Origin of the sequence: Rahnella selenatireducens, from assembly GCF_046449555.1 — a bacterium.
Lineage (GTDB): Bacteria > Pseudomonadota > Gammaproteobacteria > Enterobacterales > Enterobacteriaceae > Rahnella > Rahnella selenatireducens.
In genome coordinates this window covers 61,771-81,596 of sequence record NZ_JBKEZJ010000015.1, presented here as the reverse complement: position 1 = coordinate 81,596, position 19,826 = coordinate 61,771, and the positions used below count along the sequence as shown (strand labels likewise).

Here is a 19,826-nt window from a genome sequence, read left to right as displayed (position 1 = left end):
AAACATTGAAGGAGCAAAAAGGTCACTTTCGTGCCTATCCTCTCTTCTTTTCCAACCATTCGACAATAAAATCGCCAATTTTATCGGTGTTATTCAGATCTAAAACTGTTATGCCGTCAAAAGTGGGGACTGGAGTTAGATCAGAAGCAACAGCAATCACCTGATCGTCGATTAATTTATTCAGGGGTCTTCCAGTTTTTTCTCTATGAAGGGCAATCTTTTCAATTTCTTCATGCTTGAATCCCTCCACTAAAATCATATCCAGATTATTCCCGTCAAAGCGGCTGGCCAGATAGTGAAGATCAGGCTGATTTTGCTGAGGAGTCTCCGTCATAAGTGCCCATCTGTTATTGCTGGCGACCATCGTCTGCTCAGCGCCAGCTTTGCGCAGTTCAAAACTATCCTTTCCTGGAGTATCTACATCAACATCATGATGCGTATGCTTTATCAGGCCTGTCCGGATACCACGCGAACGTAGATAAGGGATGAGCTGTTTAAGCAACGTCGTCTTACCTGTTCCGCTGTATGCGGCGATTCCAAGTAAAGGGATCTGTGTGCTTTTCATCGTTTGCGATCTCTCTGGTTAGCCTTCCAAAGTTCAACATCCTCAGGCGTGTTGAGGTTTGAAAAATCTGCCGGATCCTGGAAAAGAGCTGTTTGGGTACCGATTTTTTCGAAGAAAATCATCAGCTTTCTATCACCATTTCCCAGATAAGATTCAAGCGCAGGCATAATTTTTCGATTCAGCAGGCAAAGTGTCGGATGTGATCTTTCAGGATCGCGTGCATAAACGGCCGGTTGCCCGTCAGTTTTAGCCTTCAATGTTTCAGCAAGATTGTCTGGGAAAGCGGGAACATCGCAGGGGACAAATAAAACCCACTCGGTTTTACTCGCGGACAATCCAGCAAGCATGCCTGCCAGTGGGCCTGAAAAGTCGGGTGTCAGATCTGGGACTGTATGAAAGTTTCTTCCATATCGTTCGTTGTTCCGGTTACAGCTGATCAGAATTTCGCTGACCTGTGGTCGTAACTTCTCGGCAATATGTTCAAATAAAGGTCGTCCGTTGACTTCCACCAACCCTTTATCTTCACCCATTCTCGTTGACCGGCCACCTGCCAAAATAACGCCGGTAATGTCACTGCGGTTCATAATTTTTCCTGTCGGGAAATCTGTATTCTGATAATTGTAACGTCTAACGATAAGAGCGGGCAGGTTTAACTTTTACTCTGCAAGCTGGCTCTTCCCCAAAAGAAATAACCCTGTTATTTTTAGGGTCTGTAAGCCAATAGAGAGAAATACCATGAAAGAACATCGCGTAAACGAGTTGATTGAATTACTACATCCGGCATGGAAAGAAGACAGTGATCTGAACCTGATGGAGTTTATTCAGAAACTGGCAACTGAATGTGGTTATCAGGGGCCGTTGGGTGAACTAAGCGATGACACCTTGATTTATCACCTTAAAATGCGTGGTACTGATAGCACAGCGGAAATCCCGGGGCTCAAGAAAGACTATGAAGACGACTTTAAAACCGCTCTTTTACGTGCCCGTGGTGTGATTAAAGATTGATGTAAACTTATGTGAACTTCATGCGTGCCGCTAAAAATAGATGATACTATTTCCCATTGTCATTTTTCTGTGCGGCCAAATCCGAATGAAGTCATGAACAATTCAGCATTTAATTTTCAGGCATTGTCGCCGGATCTTATCCTTGATGCTTTAGAGAGTGTCGGTCTTATTGCTGAGTCCGGCCTCACTGCATTGAATAGCTATGAGAATCGGGTTTACCAATTTCTTGGTGAAGACCGAAAACGTTACGTCGTGAAATTCTACCGCCCGGAACGCTGGAGCGAAGAGCAAATTTACGAAGAACATCGTTTTTCGCTTGATATGGCTGATGCTGAAATACCGGCTGTCGCACCTCTTTCTATCAATAAAGATACTCTCCATCGCCATCAGGGTTACCTGTTTACTGTGTTTCCCAGCGTGGGCGGTCGTCAGTATGAAATCGATAATCTTGACCAGCTGGAATGGGTGGGCCGTTTCCTTGGTCGCATTCATCAGGTCGGCAGTCAGAGCCCGTTCAAAGTTCGCCCGACGATAGGATTAGATGAGTATCTAACACAGCCGCGTGAAGTTCTCGCGCAATGTAACCTTATCCCTGCCAGCCTGCGTGAATCTTTCTTATCTGCTAGTGATAGCCTGATCCTTACGACTCGAGAATTCTGGCATACGGACTGGCAGCCAATACGGTTACACGGTGATTGCCATCCGGGGAATATTCTCTGGCGTGATGGCCCGTTGTTTGTCGATATGGATGATGCCCGCACCGGCCCGGCTGTTCAGGACATGTGGATGTTGTTACATGGCGAGCAAAGCGAACAACGCATTCAGTTAGATACCTTTCTGGAGGCTTATGAAGAATTTGCCGATTTTGACTCCAGCGAGCTGGCGTTAATTGAGCCGCTGCGGGCTATGCGCATGGTTTACTATCTGGCCTGGGTCGCGAAGCGCTGGGGAGATCCGGCATTTCCCAAAAGCTTCCCCTGGATGCAGGACGAAGATTTTTGGCGTGGTCAGATAACCGCTTTTACCGAGCAAATTAAGAAATTACAGGCACCTCCTTTACAGCTGATGCCAATGTATTGAGTCACGATTAATGTTCGAAGTTTAATTAAATGGAGATAGGCTTTATATGAAAAAGATATTCCTGGCACTGGTTGGTATGGTTATGGCCTTCAGTGTATCTGCAGCACAGTTTTCTGATGGTGCACAATACGTTACTTTAGACAAAACCGTTGCTAATGAACCACAGGTACTCGAGTTCTTCTCATTTTATTGCCCGCACTGCTACCAGTTTGAACAAGTCTGGCATGTATCAGACAGCATCCGTAAGAACCTGCCAAAAGATGTGAAATACACTAAATACCACGTGGAATTCCTGGGGCCTTTGGGTAAACAATTAACTCAGGCATGGGCTGTTGCTATTGCACTGGGTGTTGAGGATAAAGTCAGCCCGCTGATGTTTGATGCTGTTCAGAAACAACAGTCTGTTCAGAATGCTGATGATATCCGTAAGGTATTTATTCAGGCAGGTGTGAAAGGCGAAGACTACGATGCTGCACTTAACAGCTTTGTGGTGAAATCATTGGTTGTTCAGCAGGAAAAAGCCGCTGCGGATCTGGGTCTGCAAGGCGTACCTTCTGTATTTGTGAACGGCAAATATATGGTTAAAAATGACGGGCTTGATACCAGCTCAATGGACAGTTACGTCAAACAATACTCTGATGTGATTAACTTCTTATCGACTAAAAAATAAGATGTTTTGATCCCAACGCCAGCCTTCGGGCTGGCATTATATTTTCATAAAATTAAAAAACAGAATTCATTGCGGGCGAAAAATATAAATGTCTTCTCCCTGGAATGCTTTAAAATAAATATTACTATCCACAAAAGCTATTAAGTTTCTATTACACTACGTTCTTCCGCACTCTTTCACTAACCTAATGAAACCAGTAGTTAAAATTCTGCAATATTTTCCTGCAGTGTTCAGAGAATAATTTCCTGTAGAAACTATTCACAAACTTATCCACAGGATGATCCTTCGAGATCCCTCGCAAGTTCGCAATGATTTTTCCTCCCGAGGTTCGTCTTTCCGGCTGGCTATGGCATTCTTAGAACATGTCTGATCACGAATAAAGAAGAGTTATGGCCCAGATAGCAGAAAACCCCTTAATCTTGGTGGACGGTTCGTCCTACCTTTATCGCGCTTATCATGCGTTCCCGCCGCTGACTAACTCGGTGGGGGAACCGACAGGTGCGATGTACGGTGTGCTTAATATGTTGCGCAGTTTATTGCTGCAATACACACCAAGCCATGTCGCCGTGGTTTTCGACGCGAAAGGCAAAACCTTCCGTGACGAACTTTTTGAACAGTATAAATCCCATCGTCCTCCGATGCCTGATGATCTGCGTTCACAAATTGAGCCTTTGCATCAGATGGTCAAAGCTATGGGCTTACCGCTGCTGGTTGTTTCGGGTGTGGAAGCTGACGATGTTATTGGTACTCTGGCACTGGAAGCGGAAAAGGCGGGTCACGCTGTTCTCATCAGTACCGGCGATAAAGATATGGCGCAGCTGGTGACTCCGGGCGTTACGCTGATTAACACCATGAATAATGCGATTCTTGGGCCTGAAGAAGTCGTTGAAAAATATGGTGTACCGCCCGAACTGATTATCGATTTCCTGGCTCTGATGGGCGATTCTTCGGATAACATTCCGGGTGTGCCGGGCGTTGGTGAGAAAACGGCACAAGCTTTGCTGCAGGGAATTGGCGGCCTTGATGCGTTGTATGCTGATCTTGATAAGGTATCGACATTAAGTTTCCGTGGCTCGAAAACCATGGCTGCTAAGCTTGCGGAAAATAAAGACGTCGCTTATCTGTCATATCAGCTGGCGACCATTAAAACAGACGTTAAGCTCGACTTAACCTGTGCAGAACTGACCGTTTCAGAGCCTGATGCTGATGAGCTTCATAAGCTCTTTGGCCGTTATGAATTTAAGCGCTGGCTGGCCGATGTTGAATCGGGTACCTGGCTGAGTGGCAAAAAACCTGCAGTAAAAGCCGCTGCCGCATCGAAAAAGAATACAGAAGCGTCTAAGGTAACCTCCGCAGAGCCTCTGGAGCGAAACCAGCTTTCTCAGGAAGGTTATGTCACGATCCTGGATCAGGCGACTTTGGACGAATGGATTGCTTATCTTAAAGCCTCCGATGTTTTCGCTTTCGATACAGAAACCGATGGCCTGGATACGCTGACGGCCAACCTGATAGGTCTGTCTTTCGCGACAGAAGCAGGCAAAGCCGCTTATCTGCCCGTTGCGCATGATTATCTTGATGCGCCGGTACAACTCGATCGCGATGACGTTCTTAAACAACTCAAGCCTTTGCTCGAAGACGAGAAGCAGTTGAAAGTCGGACAGAACCTGAAATTCGATCGCGGCATCTTATTGCGCTATGACATCGGAATGAAAGGCATAGCCTACGACACGATGCTTGAATCCTATGTTCTCGACAGCGTATCTGGCCGTCATGATATGGACAGCCTTGCAGATCGCTACCTCGGTCATAAAACTGTAGGTTTCGAAGAGATCGCCGGGAAAGGTAAGAATCAGCTGACTTTCAACCAGATCGCACTGGAGCAGGCCGCGCCGTATGCAGCGGAAGATGCTGATGTTACGCTCCAATTGCATCAGGCACTCTGGCCGCGTATTCAAGAAAGTGAATCACTGAAGAAAGTCTTCACAGAAATTGAAATGCCTCTGGTGCCTGTTTTGTCGCATATCGAGCGCACTGGTGTTTTGATTGATCAGAATATTTTGGCCGCACATTCTAAAGAGCTGGCAATCCGTCTAAATGAGCTGGAAAACAAAGCGCACGAGCTGGCGGAAGAACCTTTCAATCTTTCTTCGACTAAACAGCTTCAGGCTATTTTGTACGAAAAACAGAAATTGCCGATTCTGAAGAAAACGCCTGGCGGTGCTCCATCGACGAACGAGGAAGTTCTGGCGGAACTGGCCCTGGATTATCCATTGCCTAAAGTCATTCTGGAATACCGTGGTCTGGCTAAGTTGAAATCAACGTATACCGACAAACTGCCTTTAATGATCAATCCGTTGTCTGGACGGGTTCACACTTCGTATCATCAGGCGGTAACGGCTACCGGTCGTCTGTCATCCAGTGATCCCAACCTGCAAAACATTCCGGTGAGAAATGATGAAGGCCGTCGTATTCGTCAGGCTTTTATTGCGCCAAAAGATTACATCATTCTGGCTGCCGACTACTCGCAAATTGAACTGCGCATCATGGCGCACTTATCCAAAGATGAAGGTTTACTGAAGGCGTTTGCGGAAGGTAAAGATATCCACCGTGCAACCGCGGCAGAAGTCTTCGGTACGCCACTGGAAAGCGTCTCCGGCGAACAGCGCCGCAGCGCTAAGGCAATTAACTTCGGTCTGATTTATGGCATGAGTGCTTTCGGTTTATCCCGTCAGTTGAACATCCCCCGAAAAGAATCTCAGCGTTATATGGATTTGTATTTCGAGCGCTATCCGGGTGTACTCGAATATATGGAACGCACCCGCATGCAGGCGTCTGAGCAGGGGTATGTTGAAACGCTTGATGGTCGTCGTCTGTATCTGCCGGATATCAAATCCAGCAACGCGATGCGCCGCAAAGGTGCCGAGCGTGCGGCAATCAACGCCCCGATGCAGGGAACGGCTGCGGACATTATCAAACGTGCCATGATCAGCGTTGCTGACTGGCTGAAACAACCGGATGCTCCGCGTGCCCGCATTATCATGCAGGTACACGATGAGCTGGTGTTTGAGGTGCATAAGGATGATATCGCGGCTGCAAGCGACAAAATACGCAATCTGATGGAAGCGAGTATGACGCTGGCAGTTCCGCTAAAAGTGGATGTTGGCACGGGTGAAAACTGGGATCAGGCTCACTAAGCGATAATTTGACTAAGTGAATAGGAATTAAGCTTTTTTTGTAATTAAGCTACAGGATTATGTGCTCAGACCTTGAAGGTGATCGCATAATCCACGATTTTTGTGTAAGTAAACTACAAAAAGTTCTTTTTCCTCGTCAGGAAATAGGGTAAAGTTTCTCTCGTAGGGTACAGAGGTAAGATGTTCTATCTTTCAGACCTTTTACTTCACGTAATCGGATTTGGCTGAATATTTTAGCCGCCCCAGGCATTTATGTCTGGGGCGTTTTTTATTGTGTTTTTCATGGCGTTGCGTAAGGTTTTCCTCAAGCCCAATCCATAAAAAAGGGCGACCTGCTGGTCACCCTCATGATGTTCTTTACTTACACGTGCCATTCAAAATGGCTGGTGACTTTATTCGCCGGACAATTCTTCTTCCAGCACTTCTGGTGGGATTTCACTGAACCAGGTGTTCAGCTTATCGCTCAGTTTATCCACGCCCATTTTCTTCGGTGAAGAGAACGCTTCTACCTGAATATCACCCATAAATTCTTTTACCGCTTCGCGAACCATCTTGATCTGCGCCTGACGGGCACCAGAAGCCAGTTTGTCGGCTTTAGTCAGCAATAACATGACAGGCGTGCCGACATCGACAGCCCACTGAATCATTTGCTGATCCAGGTCCTTAAGCGGATGACGGATATCCATCAGTACAACCAGACCTTTCAGCGAATTACGCATTTGCAGATATTCACCCAGCGCTCGCTGCCATTTGCGTTTCATTTCTTCAGGCACTTCAGCGTAACCGTAACCCGGCAAGTCGACCAGACGGATGCCCGGTTTGACTTCGAACAGGTTGATCAGTTGAGTACGTCCCGGCGTTTTACTGGTACGTGCGAGGCTTTTTTGCTGCGTCAGTGTGTTCAGCGCACTGGATTTGCCGGCGTTTGAACGACCAGCAAATGCGACTTCAATGCCTTCGTCAGCTGGCAGGTGCCGGATATCCGGGGCGCTCATGACGAAATGGGTCATATGATAGTTGTAAGTTTGGCTGGTCAAAACGTGCGTCTCCGTGAGGCATGGGTATCTGGCTGGCGATTATAACTGCAACAGAGCCGAGATGTGTTCGTGTTTTTGAAATCCGAATGATGAGGCGAAGGGACCACAGAGATGAAGGCGGGGAAAATTGCCTTCATGATGTAAGACATTTGCTATTCATGATGCGGGTTATTTCGCTTGTTTTATCGCCATGCTTTTTAAATGTTATCGTAATCAATAAGATAAGATTTGAGTATTTCCGAAACCTCACAGGCGGCTGGCGGGTATCTTGAGCCTTTGCGCCAGTCGGGTAAAGTAATTCTTACGCGATGAAGGCAAGCAAGGAAACACGGACGAATTCTGCATTCACGGATCACGGGAAATGCATTGCGATTTAAGGACAAACGGGGCCGGAGGCTCTGAAAGGCAAAGGAAAAACAGGGATGTTGACGCTATACAAGGAAAGTGTTTCATGAATATCCTTCTGATTAAGGAAAGAAAAAGGCAGCAAGGTTACCTTGCTGCCTTTTTTCTTTGTTCGCTTTCTGCTAGATTCCGCCGCAAATCTATACTAAATGTACACACCTAAGAGCAGATGCCATGAAACAGCCAGCGAAAGCCCCGCGCGCCAATACCGCGACAAGTAAAACGAAGAAGAAAAATCGCGTCGAGCTTGATATCGAAGCGCGTCAACGCAAGCGTGATAACAAGCGTCGTGGTCACAAAGCAGGCTCACGCGCTAACCCGGATGCGGCTCAGAATCAGAGCGGTTCTGGTGCGAAGAATACTGATCCGCGTATCGGCAGTAAGAAAGCGGTGCCATTAATCGTTGAGACAGTGACGAATAATGCGGCAAAAGCTAAAAAAGCGGCTCAGCCGAAGCAAGATGCAAAACCAAAAATGTCACCGCAAGAAGAGCTGACGTTGCTGGAAAATGATGAGCGTCTGGATTCACTTCTGGATCTTATCGACGATGGCAAAGCACTCAGCGCAGAAGATCAGGCTTATGTTGATCAGACGCTGGATCGCATTGATGTTCTGATGGAAATTCTCGGCATTGAACTCGGCGATGATGAAGATGACGAAGAAGAAGAGAAGAACGAAGACATGATGCAATTGCTTAAGCGCGGAAATCCAAAAGACGGTTTCTAAGTCATGCGCTGGGTCATCCCGGCAATATCCTTACTCTTTGCATGTTATATACTTTGGTTATTCGGTAAACTACGGCGGTTATCGAAAACCAAAGCACGTTTGCGCAGAGCGACCTTTGCACGGCAGGCCCAGAGCCTGCCTGTAAGGCGAACCGGCAGCATCCGACGCCGGAAGGAGTAAGTCACCCCATGTCAGAACAGACAACCGTCTGGGATTTAGCGTTGATCCAGAAGTACAATTATTCAGGTCCACGTTATACATCCTACCCAACAGCACTTGAATTCAGCGAAAGCTACGATGATGCGGCCTTTAAAAAGGCGGCGGTGCGTTATCCTGAGCGTTCCCTTTCGCTGTATGTGCACATTCCTTTCTGCCATAAGCTCTGCTATTTCTGTGGCTGCAATAAACTGGTGACCCGCCAGCAGCATAAAGCCGAAGAATACCTTAACGTCCTTGAGAAAGAGATCAGCCACCGTGCGCCGCTCTTTAAAGGCCGTCAGGTCAGCCAGCTGCACTGGGGCGGTGGCACTCCGACTTACCTGAATAAAGCGCAGATAAGTCGGCTGATGGGCCTTCTGCGGGCATACTTCGATATCCTGCCCGACGCCGAGATGTCGCTGGAAGTGGATCCGCGTGAAATAGAGCTGGATGTTCTCGATCATCTGCGCAGCGAAGGTTTTAATCGTCTGAGCATGGGCGTGCAGGATTTCAATAAAGAAGTGCAACGTCTGGTGAACCGCGAGCAGGACGAAGACTTCATTTTTGCGCTGATTGAACGGGCGCGTGCGCTGGGTTTCAACTCCACCAATATCGATCTCATTTACGGTCTGCCGAAACAAACCGCGGAAAGCTTTGCGTATACGCTGAAACGCGTAGCGCAGCTGAACCCCGATCGTCTGAGCGTCTTCAACTACGCGCATATGCCGAAATTATTCGCTGCGCAGCGCAAAATCAAAGATGCCGATTTACCCGGTGCCGAAGAAAAACTGAAAATCCTGCAGGAAACCATCGCTTCACTGACGGATTCCGGATACCGCTTTATCGGTATGGATCACTTTGCCCGCCCGGATGATGAATTGGCTGTGGCGCAGCGTGAAGGGAAGTTGCATCGTAATTTTCAGGGCTACACCACACAGGGTGACAGCGATTTGTTAGGCATGGGTGTTTCGGCGATCAGCATGCTGGGCGACACCTATGCGCAGAATGAAAAAGACCTGAAAACCTATTACGCCCGCGTAGAAGCGGAAGGAAATGCGCTGTGGCGGGGTCTGGAAATGACCGATGACGACTGCCTGCGCCGCGACGTAATCAAAGCGCTGATCTGTCACTTCGAACTGGATTTTGCCGATATTGAGAAACGCTACGGGATTCAGTTTACGGATTACTTTGCCGATGATCTGGCCTTGCTGGAGCCGCTGGTTAAAGACGGTCTGGTGGACGTCAGCGAAAATCACATTCAGGTCACGCCGCGCGGCCGTCTGCTGATCCGCAACATCTGCATGTGTTTTGATATTTACCTGCGCCGCCAGGTTCGCCAGCAGCAATTTTCCCGCGTTATCTGACGCTCGCTGCACAAACAAAAACAGCCGCATTTGCGGCTGTTTTGCTTTCTGGCAATGACGTTATTCCATACCGAGTTCTTTCAGTTTACGGGTCAGGGTATTTCGCCCCCAGCCCAGTAAACGTGCCGCTTCCTGTTTATGCCCCTGAGTATGGCGCAGCGCCGTAGTCAGCAGCGTACGCTCCATCTCCGGCTGTGCTTCTGACAACAGGTTTTGATGACCGGAACGCAGGGCGCGATCGGCCCATTGTGCCAGCAGCGTTGCCCAGCTGTCCGGCAGGCTTTGCCCACCCGTCTCTGGCGCTGTCGTTTCAAACAATTCACTCGGTAAATCCTGAATCAACACTTCCTGACCGGCGGCCATGACGGTTAGCCAGCGACAGGTGTTTTCCAGCTGGCGCACGTTCCCTTGCCATGGCAGACGTGTGAGCGCCGTTTCAGTTTCAGGATGAAGATTTTTGGCTTCCACACCCAGCTCTTTCGCTGCAACCTGCAGGAAATAACGCGCCAGACGCGGAATGTCTTCGCGGCGTTCACGCAGCGGAGGCAGGTGGACGCGAATCACGTTCAGACGATGGAATAAGTCCTCACGGAATTTGCCTTCCTGAACCCGCAATTCCAGATTCTGGTGGGTGGCCGCGATAATCCTGACATCCACTTTTACCGGCGCGTAGCCGCCAACACGATAGAACTGCCCGTCAGCCAGCACGCGCAGCAAGCGGGTTTGAACATCCAGCGGCATATCACCGATTTCGTCCAGGAACAGTGTGCCGTTATCGGCCTGCTCAAAACGACCCTGACGGATGGTATTCGCCCCGGTAAATGCACCTTTCTCGTGGCCGAATAATTCGGACTCAATCAGGTCTTTCGGGATCGCCGCCATATTGAGCGCAATAAACGGCGCTTTGGCGCGCGGGCTGTGACGGTGCAAAGCATGGGCGACCAGCTCTTTACCGGTACCGGATTCCCCGTTAATCAGCACACTGATTGAAGAGCGTGATAACCGGCCAATAATGCGGAATACGTCCTGCATAGCTGGCGCTTCACCAATAATATCAGCTGTCGGGCCACTGGCAGGCTGGCTGCGCGCCGGTTGTTGTTGTTCCTGATAATGACTGATCGCACGCTCGACAAGCGCAACGGCTTCGTCGATGTCGAACGGTTTTGGCAGATAATCAAATGCACCTTGCTGATAGGCGCTGACCGCGGCATCCAGATCGGAATGCGCTGTCATTATGATGACCGGAAGCATCGGATGGCGCTGTTTAATCTGTTTTAACAACGCTAAACCGTCCATGCCGGGCATGCGGATATCTGATAATAAAACGTCAGGGGTTTGAGTCGCAATGGCATCAAGCACTTCATTGCCGCTGTCAAACGTTGTGCAGGTTAAACCGGCTCCAGTGAGCGCGCGTTCAAGTACCCAGCGGATGGAGCTATCGTCATCGACGATCCAGACTATCCCTCGTTGCATAAGAACCTCACTGGCGAATAGGCAGGAAAACCGAGAATTCGGTGTGTCCTGGCCAACTGTTAAATTCAACTTTACCCGAATGCTGATCAATCAAACTGCGCGCAATAGAGAGGCCCAAACCGGTGCCCCCTTCGCGGCCACTGACCATGGGGTAAAAAAGGGTGTCCTGCAAATGCGCCGGTACGCCGGGGCCGTCATCTTCAATATCGATACGGGCCACCAGACGATAACGCACGCCGTGTAACGTAATTTGGAAAGCCGTGCGTGTGCGCAAAGTAATTGTGCCGCCTTCATCCCCGAGCGCCTGCAAAGCGTTGCGGGTGATGTTCAGCAAAATCTGTTCTATCTGATCAGGATCGTGCGCCAGTTCTGGCAGGCTCGGGTCATAGTCTCTGACCAGCTGAACGTTATCCGGTTTTTCCATCGACACCAGCTGGCAAACACGCTCGGCAACCTGATGAATGCTTTGTGTGATGTGCTGGCTTGGGCGTTGTGGCCCCAGCAGGCGATCAACCAGATTACGCAGACGATCGGCCTGCTCGATAATGACTTTGGTGTATTCCAGCAGAGCCGGATCGGGCAGTGCTCTGGATAACAACTGGGCGGCACCACGCAGCCCACCAAGCGGATTTTTAATTTCATGGGCCAGGCCACGGATCAAATCACGTGCAGCAACCTGTTGAGCATGCTGCAATTGTTCCTGACTCAGACGTCGCTGGTTATCCATCGGCGCCAGTTCGACCAGAATGAAACCTTCCGGCAGCATCTGCGCGGTCAGTGAAAGAACATGTGCGCGCCCATCGACAACCAGGGTCACTTCGCTGTCTGTAAAGCCCTGTCCGGCTGTCAGACTTTCACGCATTAAGTCAATGTTAAGCGAAAAATATCCCACCAGTTCCGGCAAAGGGGTGCCAAAGAGTTTGCGGGAACTTTGAGCCAGTAACTGCTGAGCGGCCGGATTGGCATAATGCACAGCCAAATCGTCGTCCAACAACAGAACGCTGTTGATTAAGGAATTCAGGATCTGCCCAGCATCGGGCAGCTTGCCAGTTGCCATACCGCAGTCTCCCGCACCTGATTGGTGCATTTTATCTCGGTACCCGGCGAAATCACGGGCCAGAGGGGGTTAAGCAGGAAAGAGTGTCGAGAAAAAAGCCCATCCGGAGATGGGCTGAAAGTTTCCACGGCAACAAATAAAATCGTCTTACTTAATTTTGACGCTGAAGGCTTTGTGACAACCAGGCCATCAGTCGGGTATTACACTCAGCGCCAGCCAATAGCGGGCGCTGATTTCAGGGTTTAATGAGAAATTAAACGCTGTAGTACAGTTCGAACTCAACCGGGTGCGGAGTCATACGCACACGGTCCATTTCTTCTTTACGCAGACCGATGTAAGCATCGATAGCGTCGTCAGTGAACACGCCGCCACGGGTCAGGAACTCGCGGTCTTCGTTCAGTGCGTTCAGGGCTTCTTCCAGTGAACCTGCAACTTTTGGAATTTCTGCTTCTTCTTCCGGTGGCAGGTCATACAGGTTTTTATCCATCGCGTCGCCAGGGTGGATCTTATTGATGATACCGTCCAGGCCAGCCATCATCAGTGCAGCAAACGCCAGGTATGGGTTAGCTGCTGGATCAGGGAAGCGTGCTTCGATACGCATGGCTTTAGGGCTGGATACGTGTGGAATACGGATAGAGGCAGAACGGTTACGTGCAGAATACGCCAGCATCACGGGTGCTTCGTAGCCCGGGACCAAACGCTTGTAGGAGTTGGTAGTCGGGTTAGCGTAGGCATTGATGGCTTTAGCGTGCTTGATGATACCGCCGATGTAGAACAGTGCCATTTCTGACAGGCCGCCGTATTTGTCGCCAGAGAACAGGTTGTTACCGTTCTTAGACAGAGACATGTGGCAGTGCATACCGGAACCGTTATCGCCAAACATTGGTTTTGGCATGAAGGTCGCAGTTTTGCCAAATGCGTGAGCCACGTTGTGAACCACGTATTTGTAGATTTGGATTTCGTCAGCTTTTTTGGTCAGCGTATTGAAGCGTGTAGCCACTTCGTTCTGGCCAGCAGTGGCTACTTCGTGGTGGTGAGCTTCAACAACCAGACCCATTTCTTCCATGGTCAGACACATGGTAGAACGCAGATCCTGAGAGGAGTCGACCGGAGGAACCGGGAAGTAACCGCCTTTAACTGCAGGACGGTGGCCTTTGTTGCCGCCTTCGTATTTGGTGCTTGAGTTCCATGCGCCTTCGATATCATCGATAGCAACGTGGGAACCGGAGATGCTGCTGCCGAAACGCACATCATCAAACAGGAAGAATTCTGGTTCTGGCCCGAACAGGACGGTGTCCGCGATACCGGAAGAACGCAGGAAGTCTTCTGCACGTTTTGCGGTAGAGCGTGGGTCGCGGTCATAACCTTGCAGCGTTGTTGGCTCAAGGATATCGCAGCGAATGATCAGCGTGGTTTCTTCGTAGAATGGGTCAAGAACAGCAGTGCTCGCGTCTGGCATCAGAACCATGTCAGATTCGTTAATGCCTTTCCAGCCACCGATTGATGAACCATCAAACATTTTGCCTTCTTCGAAGAAGTCAGCGCTAACCTGGTGCGCTGGAATGGTGACGTGCTGTTCTTTGCCCTTGGTGTCAGTGAAACGCAAATCTACGAATTTCACTTCATGCTCATTCAGCATCGTCAAAACGTGTTCAGCGGACATACTAGTTCTCCCGAATTTCTCATTATCGTCGTGGAACGAATAACCATTTTTGGTCTTTAGTTGGAAATAACAGCTTTACATGAACTGGCGTGTGGCCTAAACAGCACTATTATTTGTCTGGTCAGACTCTTTCACCCAGTAAAAACTTTTTACCCTAAAAAATTTTTACTCTAAAAACTATTAGCGAAAAGTGTGCCAACTTTGAGAAAATGCAAACAACGCCATTTTACAGGGCTTTTGCACTCAATAAGTATGCACCATAACGGAATTTATGCACTACAATGGTGCTAATCGTGAGATGCAAGGCACCAAAAAGGTGCGTCATAATGGTTCAGGGGTTCTTTTGCACCGTGAAAGGGATCACAAAGTAGCCATCCACAAGTTGTTTCAACAAGATCCTTGTGATCTTGTTTAGAACCTCGCTTAATACGTGTACAATAGCGCGCTATTTCTAATGCCTGAGGCAAAGCTGTGATCGAAAATTTGCGTAACATCGCCATTATTGCCCACGTTGACCATGGTAAAACCACCCTGGTCGACAAGCTGCTGCAACAATCCGGTACTTTCGGAGAACGTGTAGAAGCCACCGAACGCGTAATGGACTCCAACGATTTGGAGAAAGAGCGTGGGATTACCATCCTCGCAAAAAACACCGCCATTAATTGGAAAGACTACCGCATCAACATCGTGGATACCCCAGGACACGCCGACTTTGGCGGTGAGGTAGAGCGTGTGATGTCAATGGTCGACTCGGTGCTGCTGGTTGTGGATGCAATGGATGGCCCAATGCCGCAAACCCGTTTCGTGACCAAAAAAGCATTCGCTAATGGTCTGAAGCCGATCGTGGTAATCAACAAAGTTGATCGCCCTGGCGCGCGTCCTGACTGGGTTGTTGATCAGGTCTTCGACCTGTTCGTAAACCTGGACGCAACTGACGAACAACTCGATTTCCCAATCATCTATGCATCTGCACTGATGGGTATCGCGGGTAACGACCATAACGATATGGCCGAAGACATGACCCCGCTGTACCAGGCGATTGTTGACCACGTATCTCCGCCACAAGTTGAGATGGAAGCACCTTTCCAGATGCAAATCTCTCAGCTGGACTACAACAACTATGTTGGCGTCATCGGCATTGGTCGTATCAAACGCGGTACTGTTAAGCCTAACCAGCAGATCACTGTGATCGACAGCGAAGGTAAAACCCGTAACGGTAAAGTCGGTAAAGTTCTGACCCACATGGGCCTTGAGCGTATCGAAGCGACCGTTGCTGAAGCTGGCGACATCATCGCGATCACCGGTTTGGGTGAGCTGAACATTTCCGACACTATCTGTGACCCGGCAAATGTTGAAGCTCTGCCAGCGCTGAGCGTTGATGAACCAACCGTTACCATGTACTTCTGCGTTAACACCTCTCCGTTCTGTGGTAAAGAAGGTAAATATGTGACTTCACGTCAGATCCTTGACCGCCTGAACAAAGAACTGGTGCACAACGTAGCATTGCGTGTTGAAGAAACTGAAGATGCTGATGCATTCCGTGTTTCAGGCCGTGGTGAACTTCACCTGTCGGTTCTGATCGAAAACATGCGTCGTGAAGGTTTCGAGCTGGCGGTTTCCCGTCCTAAAGTAATCAACCGTAAAATCGATGGCCGCATGCAAGAGCCATTCGAGAACGTGACACTGGATATCGAAGAGCAACACCAGGGTTCTGTAATGCAGGCCATGGGTGAGCGTAAAGGCGATGTCAAAGACATGATTCCAGACGGCAAAGGTCGTATCCGTCTTGATTACCTGATCCCAGCACGTGGCCTGATCGGCTTCCGTACTGAATTCATGACCATGACTTCAGGTACCGGTCTGCTGTACTCCACGTTCAGCCACTACGATGACGTCCGTCAGGGCGAAATCGGTCAGCGTCAGAACGGCGTTCTGATTTCCAACGGTCAGGGTAAAGCAGTTGCGTTCGCACTGTTCAGCCTGCAAGACCGCGGTAAATTGTTCCTGGGCCACGGCGCAGAAGTGTATGAAGGCCAGATCATTGGTATTCACTCACGTTCTAACGACCTGACTGTGAACTGCCTGACCGGTAAGAAACTGACCAACATGCGTGCGTCTGGTACTGACGAAGCAACGACTCTGGTTCCTGCTATCAAAATGTCTCTGGAGCAAGCTCTGGAATTCATCGATGATGACGAACTGGTCGAAGTAACTCCTCAGTCTGTACGTATCCGTAAACGTCACCTGACCGAGAACGACCGTAAACGTGCAATGCGTGGTCCAAAAGAAGGTTAATCTTCTTTTACGCAAGCCGTTACACAGAAACAGGGTGCCTTTGGGTACCCTGTTTTTTTTGTGTTTTTTTTCCAAACCTGCGCTAAACCCCACGCATCTGTCACTGTTCACCTGTACGTTTTACCGCTAAAGTTAAAAGTCATCTTTGAAATCAGGAGCGTGCAATGCTGTACATTTTTGATATGGGAAACGTCATTATTGATATTGATTTCAAACGTGTTCTTGGCGTGTGGAGCCATCTGAGCGGTACGCCGCTGGCCACGCTGACGGAGCGATTTTCGATGGGCGAAGTGTTCCAGAAGCACGAGCGTGGCGAAATCAGCGATGAACAGTTTGCCGCCGACTTATGCCATGAAATGGGCATTGCGCTCAGTTTCGAGCAGTTCAGCGCGGGCTGGCAAGCCATCTTCGTCGGGTTGAGGCCTGAGGTGATCACGGTATTCAAAAAGCTTCGCGAAGAAGGCCATCGCGTTGTTGTATTGTCGAATACTAACCGCCTGCATCTGGATTTCTGGCCGCATCACTATCCTGAAATAGAAGCCAATACCGACGCTATGTACCTCTCGCAAAATTTGGGCATGCGTAAACCCGAGCCGGAAATTTTTCACCATGTGCTTGAAAAAGAAGGTTTCAGCGCGAGCGAGGCGGTATTCTTTGATGATGTTGCAGAAAACATTGAAGCTGCCCGTGCGGCCGGAATCGAAGCCGTGTGGGTGGAAGACAATCAAACCGTACCAAAATACTTTTCCTGAAGGATTAAAGGATGCAGAAAAGGGCACTGAGCCACTACCCGAAATCATTGTGGAAATTCACCCACCTGCTCTTAAAGCGTTCAGATAAAGATGGCCTGACGCTACTTGCGGGCCATTTAGCCTATGTCTCTTTGTTGTCGCTGGTGCCGCTGATTGCGGTGGTCTTTTCATTGTTTGCGCTGTTTCCGGTGTTTTCGGATATCAGCGCGCAGCTCAAAACATTCATTTTTTCCAATTTCATGCCGGCGACCGGCAACGTCATCCAGCGCTACCTCGAACAGTTTGTCGCAAACTCCAGCAAAATGACGGCGGTGGGTACCTGCGGGTTAATCGTCACTGCGCTGTTGCTGATCGCGTCCGTGGACAGCGTGCTGAACAAAATCTGGGACAGCAAAACGAAACGCCCGATCGTCTTCTCTTTTGCTGTTTACTGGATGGTGCTGACGCTCGGACCGATCCTCCTGGTGGCCAGCGTGGCGGTCAGTTCATACCTTCTCTCGCTGAACTGGCTGAACATCAGCGGCGTGCATTCCGTCATCGATCATTCCCTGAGGGTTCTGCCGTTGCTGATCTCCTGGGTTTCATTCTGGCTGCTGTATCAGGTTGTGCCAACAGTCCGTGTTCCGTCAAAAGATGCACTGGTCGGCGCACTGGTATCTGGTGCATTATTTGAATTGAGTAAAAAAATCTTCGCCCTGTATATTCAGCTTTTCCCGTCTTACCAGTTGATTTACGGTGTACTGGCGGTGATTCCGATTTTATTTCTTTGGGTCTATGTCAGCTGGTGTATCGTGCTTCTTGGCGCGGAAATCACGGTTACGCTTGGCGAGTTTCGTTCCCTGAGAAAATTGCAGTCTGCTCAGCAAGTAGCAGCAGAAAAATCAGTCTGAAGGATTTTTATGATTGCGTTAATTCAGCGGGTATTGAATGCCAGCGTGACGATCGACGGGAACGTCTGTGGTGAAATCGGGCCAGGGTTGCTGGTTTTGCTGGGGGTTGAGCGGGGCGATGACGAACACAAGGCCAAACGTCTTTGTGAACGGGTGATCGGGTACCGGATATTCGGTGACGAGAATGACAAAATGAACCTGAACGTCCGGCAGGCTGGCGGCAGTTTGCTGGTGGTTTCGCAATTTACGCTGGCGGCAGATACCCAAAAAGGCATGCGTCCGGGTTTCTCGCAGGGCGCAGAACCGCAGGAAGCCGACCGGTTGTATCAGTATTTTTGCGGGCAATGTCGTGAAACTGGCATCGTTACCGAAACGGGGCGTTTCGCCGCCGATATGAAAGTGGCACTGGTGAATGATGGGCCGGTGACCTTCTGGCTACAAGTCTGATCGATAAGGCATAACGCCGGAGAGAAAGCTTCTATGTATCACCTGAGAGTACCAACGACCGAAAAAGAGCTGGCCGCCTATTACCGATTCCGCTGGGAAATGCTGCGTAAGCCGTTGCATCAGCCGGAAGGTTCAGAACGTGATGCCTACGATTCGATTGCGCATCACCAGATGGTTGTGGATGAAAGCGGCGACCCGGTTGCGGTTGGCCGTTTATATATTAATGCCGATAACGAGGCTTCAATCCGTTTTCTGGCCGTTGATCCGAATGTACAGGACAAAGGATTAGGGACGCTGGTGGCGATGACGCTGGAGTCTGTCGCCCGGCAGGAAGGCGTGAAGCGTGTGGTATGTAGCGCGCGTGAAGATGCCGTGGAATTCTTTGCCAAGCTGGGTTTTGTTAACCAGGGTGAAATCACCACGCCGCAAACGACGCCGGTTCGCCATTTCCTGATGATCAAGCCCATCGAAACGCTGGACGATATTTTGCATCGCCCCGACTGGTGCGGTCAGTTGCAGCAAGCCTGGTACGATCACATTCCATTGAGTGAAAAAATGGGTGTGCGTATCAGCCAGTACACCGGGCAGAGATTCGTAACCACGATGCCAGAAACGGGCAATCAGAATCCTCATCACACCTTGTTTGCGGGCAGCTTGTTCTCGCTGGCCACACTGACCGGCTGGGGGCTTATCTGGTTATTGCTGCGTGAGCGCCATCTGGGCGGCACTATCGTGCTGGCCGATGCGCATATCCGTTACAGCACACCGGTGACCGGCAGACCGCGTGCCATCGCCGATTTGGGCTCTGTCCGGGGCGACCTTGACCGGCTGGCTCGCGGGCGCAAAGCGCGCGTGCAGCTTGAAGTGAATTTATACGGCGACGAGACTGACGGCGCAGTATTTGAAGGTACTTATCTGGTTCTTCCCGCCGCTCCCGGCGCGCCGCTGGAACCAGAAATCAACTGATTCGCTTTCCGTAAAAACAAAAAGGCACCGTGCAAACGG

At 49.7% G+C, this 19,826-nt stretch carries 18 protein-coding genes; 12 read left to right on the top strand and 6 right to left on the bottom strand.

The genetic code is table 11. The features are described 5' to 3' along the window. Nucleotides 1-34: 34 nt before the first annotated feature. A complete protein-coding gene (gene mobB, locus ACLBVC_RS20880; protein ID WP_410151208.1) occupies nucleotides 35-565 on the bottom strand; it encodes a molybdopterin-guanine dinucleotide biosynthesis protein MobB in 531 nt (176 codons plus the stop codon). Further along, a complete protein-coding gene (gene mobA / locus ACLBVC_RS20875; protein ID WP_410151207.1) occupies nucleotides 562-1,149 on the bottom strand; it encodes a molybdenum cofactor guanylyltransferase MobA in 588 nt (195 codons plus the stop codon). Before mobA ends, mobB begins: the two co-directional genes overlap by 4 nt. Before the next feature lie 151 nt (nucleotides 1,150-1,300). Here mobA and ACLBVC_RS20870 point away from each other — a divergent pair, with 151 nt between their 5' ends. The 5 genes from ACLBVC_RS20870 to ACLBVC_RS24855 all read left to right on the top strand — a co-directional run bounded on the left by ACLBVC_RS20870 (nucleotide 1,301) and on the right by ACLBVC_RS24855 (nucleotide 6,742). Further along, nucleotides 1,301-1,570, top strand: coding sequence for a YihD family protein (locus tag ACLBVC_RS20870; RefSeq protein WP_410151206.1), 270 nt, complete (start codon nucleotides 1,301-1,303; stop codon nucleotides 1,568-1,570). 93 nt (nucleotides 1,571-1,663) lie between these two features. Beyond that, entirely contained in the window at nucleotides 1,664-2,650 is a 987-nt protein-coding gene (locus ACLBVC_RS20865; RefSeq protein ID WP_410151205.1) for a serine/threonine protein kinase, read from the top strand. A gap of 46 nt (nucleotides 2,651-2,696) precedes the next feature. After that, nucleotides 2,697-3,320 carry a thiol:disulfide interchange protein DsbA gene (dsbA, locus tag ACLBVC_RS20860; RefSeq protein ID WP_101079959.1) on the top strand — a complete coding sequence of 208 codons (624 nt, stop codon included), beginning with the start codon at nucleotides 2,697-2,699 and terminating at the stop codon, nucleotides 3,318-3,320. A 389-nt stretch (nucleotides 3,321-3,709) separates the two neighbouring features. Beyond that, nucleotides 3,710-6,514: a DNA polymerase I gene (gene polA / locus ACLBVC_RS20855; protein ID WP_410151204.1), complete on the top strand. Its 2,805-nt coding sequence runs from the start codon at nucleotides 3,710-3,712 to the stop codon at nucleotides 6,512-6,514. Nucleotides 6,515-6,694: 180 nt separating this feature from the next. After that, nucleotides 6,695-6,742 (top strand): spot 42 RNA, inhibition of DNA synthesis, encoded by a 48-nt coding sequence (locus ACLBVC_RS24855; protein ID WP_071892919.1) that lies wholly within the window; start codon nucleotides 6,695-6,697, stop codon nucleotides 6,740-6,742. Between the two features lie 164 nt (nucleotides 6,743-6,906). Here the strand turns inward: ACLBVC_RS24855 and yihA are convergent, their stop codons facing one another. Continuing rightward, complete coding sequence (gene yihA, locus ACLBVC_RS20850) at nucleotides 6,907-7,551, bottom strand: ribosome biogenesis GTP-binding protein YihA/YsxC (protein WP_410151203.1); 645 nt, start codon at nucleotides 7,549-7,551, stop codon at nucleotides 6,907-6,909. A gap of 579 nt (nucleotides 7,552-8,130) precedes the next feature. On the opposite strand from yihA, the gene yihI reads away from it, so the two are divergent. Together yihI and hemN are read left to right on the top strand one after the other, a co-directional pair. Continuing rightward, nucleotides 8,131-8,682, top strand: a complete 552-nt coding sequence (gene yihI, locus ACLBVC_RS20845) for a Der GTPase-activating protein YihI (protein WP_410151202.1) — start codon at nucleotides 8,131-8,133, stop codon at nucleotides 8,680-8,682. A gap of 188 nt (nucleotides 8,683-8,870) precedes the next feature. After that, a complete protein-coding gene (hemN, locus tag ACLBVC_RS20840; protein WP_410151201.1) occupies nucleotides 8,871-10,244 on the top strand; it encodes an oxygen-independent coproporphyrinogen III oxidase in 1,374 nt (457 codons plus the stop codon). Between the two features lie 60 nt (nucleotides 10,245-10,304). Here hemN and glnG read toward each other — a convergent pair whose 3' ends face one another. The 3 genes from glnG to glnA all read right to left on the bottom strand — a co-directional run bounded on the left by glnG (nucleotide 10,305) and on the right by glnA (nucleotide 14,437). Continuing rightward, the gene (gene glnG / locus ACLBVC_RS20835; protein ID WP_101079953.1) at nucleotides 10,305-11,717 is read right to left on the bottom strand and encodes a nitrogen regulation protein NR(I); all 1,413 of its coding nucleotides are present in this window, start codon (nucleotides 11,715-11,717) and stop codon (nucleotides 10,305-10,307) included. A gap of 7 nt (nucleotides 11,718-11,724) precedes the next feature. Beyond that, nucleotides 11,725-12,774, bottom strand: a complete 1,050-nt coding sequence (gene glnL, locus ACLBVC_RS20830; protein ID WP_410151200.1) for a nitrogen regulation protein NR(II) — start codon at nucleotides 12,772-12,774, stop codon at nucleotides 11,725-11,727. A gap of 253 nt (nucleotides 12,775-13,027) precedes the next feature. Further along, entirely contained in the window at nucleotides 13,028-14,437 is a 1,410-nt protein-coding gene (gene glnA, locus ACLBVC_RS20825) for a glutamate--ammonia ligase (RefSeq protein ID WP_101079951.1), read from the bottom strand. A gap of 471 nt (nucleotides 14,438-14,908) precedes the next feature. Between glnA and typA the strand changes: the two genes are divergently transcribed. The 5 genes from typA to fabY all read left to right on the top strand — a co-directional run bounded on the left by typA (nucleotide 14,909) and on the right by fabY (nucleotide 19,787). After that, nucleotides 14,909-16,732, top strand: a complete 1,824-nt coding sequence (gene typA / locus ACLBVC_RS20820) for a ribosome-dependent GTPase TypA (protein ID WP_152324949.1) — start codon at nucleotides 14,909-14,911, stop codon at nucleotides 16,730-16,732. A 164-nt stretch (nucleotides 16,733-16,896) separates the two neighbouring features. After that, nucleotides 16,897-17,484, top strand: coding sequence for a glucose-1-phosphatase (gene yihX / locus ACLBVC_RS20815; protein WP_410151199.1), 588 nt, complete (start codon nucleotides 16,897-16,899; stop codon nucleotides 17,482-17,484). An 11-nt stretch (nucleotides 17,485-17,495) separates the two neighbouring features. Then, a complete protein-coding gene (locus ACLBVC_RS20810; RefSeq protein WP_195816109.1) occupies nucleotides 17,496-18,374 on the top strand; it encodes a virulence factor BrkB family protein in 879 nt (292 codons plus the stop codon). 9 nt (nucleotides 18,375-18,383) lie between these two features. Beyond that, entirely contained in the window at nucleotides 18,384-18,821 is a 438-nt protein-coding gene (gene dtd / locus ACLBVC_RS20805) for a D-aminoacyl-tRNA deacylase (RefSeq protein WP_410151198.1), read from the top strand. Between the two features lie 33 nt (nucleotides 18,822-18,854). Next, nucleotides 18,855-19,787 carry a fatty acid biosynthesis protein FabY gene (gene fabY / locus ACLBVC_RS20800; RefSeq protein WP_410151197.1) on the top strand — a complete coding sequence of 311 codons (933 nt, stop codon included), beginning with the start codon at nucleotides 18,855-18,857 and terminating at the stop codon, nucleotides 19,785-19,787. Nucleotides 19,788-19,826: the final 39 nt, after the last annotated feature.

Bases quoted from the DNA above. Each gene is read 5' to 3' on its own strand.
- hemN (WP_410151201.1), top strand. From the start codon at position 8,871: ATGTCAGAACAGACAACCGTCTGGGATTTAGCGTTGATCCAGAAGTAC.
- ACLBVC_RS20810 (WP_195816109.1), top strand. From the start codon at position 17,496: ATGCAGAAAAGGGCACTGAGCCACTACCCGAAATCATTGTGGAAATTC.
- fabY (WP_410151197.1), top strand. From the start codon at position 18,855: ATGTATCACCTGAGAGTACCAACGACCGAAAAAGAGCTGGCCGCCTAT.
- glnG (WP_101079953.1), bottom strand. From the start codon at position 11,717: ATGCAACGAGGGATAGTCTGGATCGTCGATGACGATAGCTCCATCCGC.
- dtd (WP_410151198.1), top strand. From the start codon at position 18,384: ATGATTGCGTTAATTCAGCGGGTATTGAATGCCAGCGTGACGATCGAC.
- polA (WP_410151204.1), top strand. From the start codon at position 3,710: ATGGCCCAGATAGCAGAAAACCCCTTAATCTTGGTGGACGGTTCGTCC.
- ACLBVC_RS20865 (WP_410151205.1), top strand. From the start codon at position 1,664: ATGAACAATTCAGCATTTAATTTTCAGGCATTGTCGCCGGATCTTATC.
- yihI (WP_410151202.1), top strand. From the start codon at position 8,131: ATGAAACAGCCAGCGAAAGCCCCGCGCGCCAATACCGCGACAAGTAAA.
- yihX (WP_410151199.1), top strand. From the start codon at position 16,897: ATGCTGTACATTTTTGATATGGGAAACGTCATTATTGATATTGATTTC.
- dsbA (WP_101079959.1), top strand. From the start codon at position 2,697: ATGAAAAAGATATTCCTGGCACTGGTTGGTATGGTTATGGCCTTCAGT.
- ACLBVC_RS20870 (WP_410151206.1), top strand. From the start codon at position 1,301: ATGAAAGAACATCGCGTAAACGAGTTGATTGAATTACTACATCCGGCA.
- glnA (WP_101079951.1), bottom strand. From the start codon at position 14,437: ATGTCCGCTGAACACGTTTTGACGATGCTGAATGAGCATGAAGTGAAA.
- mobB (WP_410151208.1), bottom strand. From the start codon at position 565: ATGAAAAGCACACAGATCCCTTTACTTGGAATCGCCGCATACAGCGGA.
- glnL (WP_410151200.1), bottom strand. From the start codon at position 12,774: ATGGCAACTGGCAAGCTGCCCGATGCTGGGCAGATCCTGAATTCCTTA.
- mobA (WP_410151207.1), bottom strand. From the start codon at position 1,149: ATGAACCGCAGTGACATTACCGGCGTTATTTTGGCAGGTGGCCGGTCA.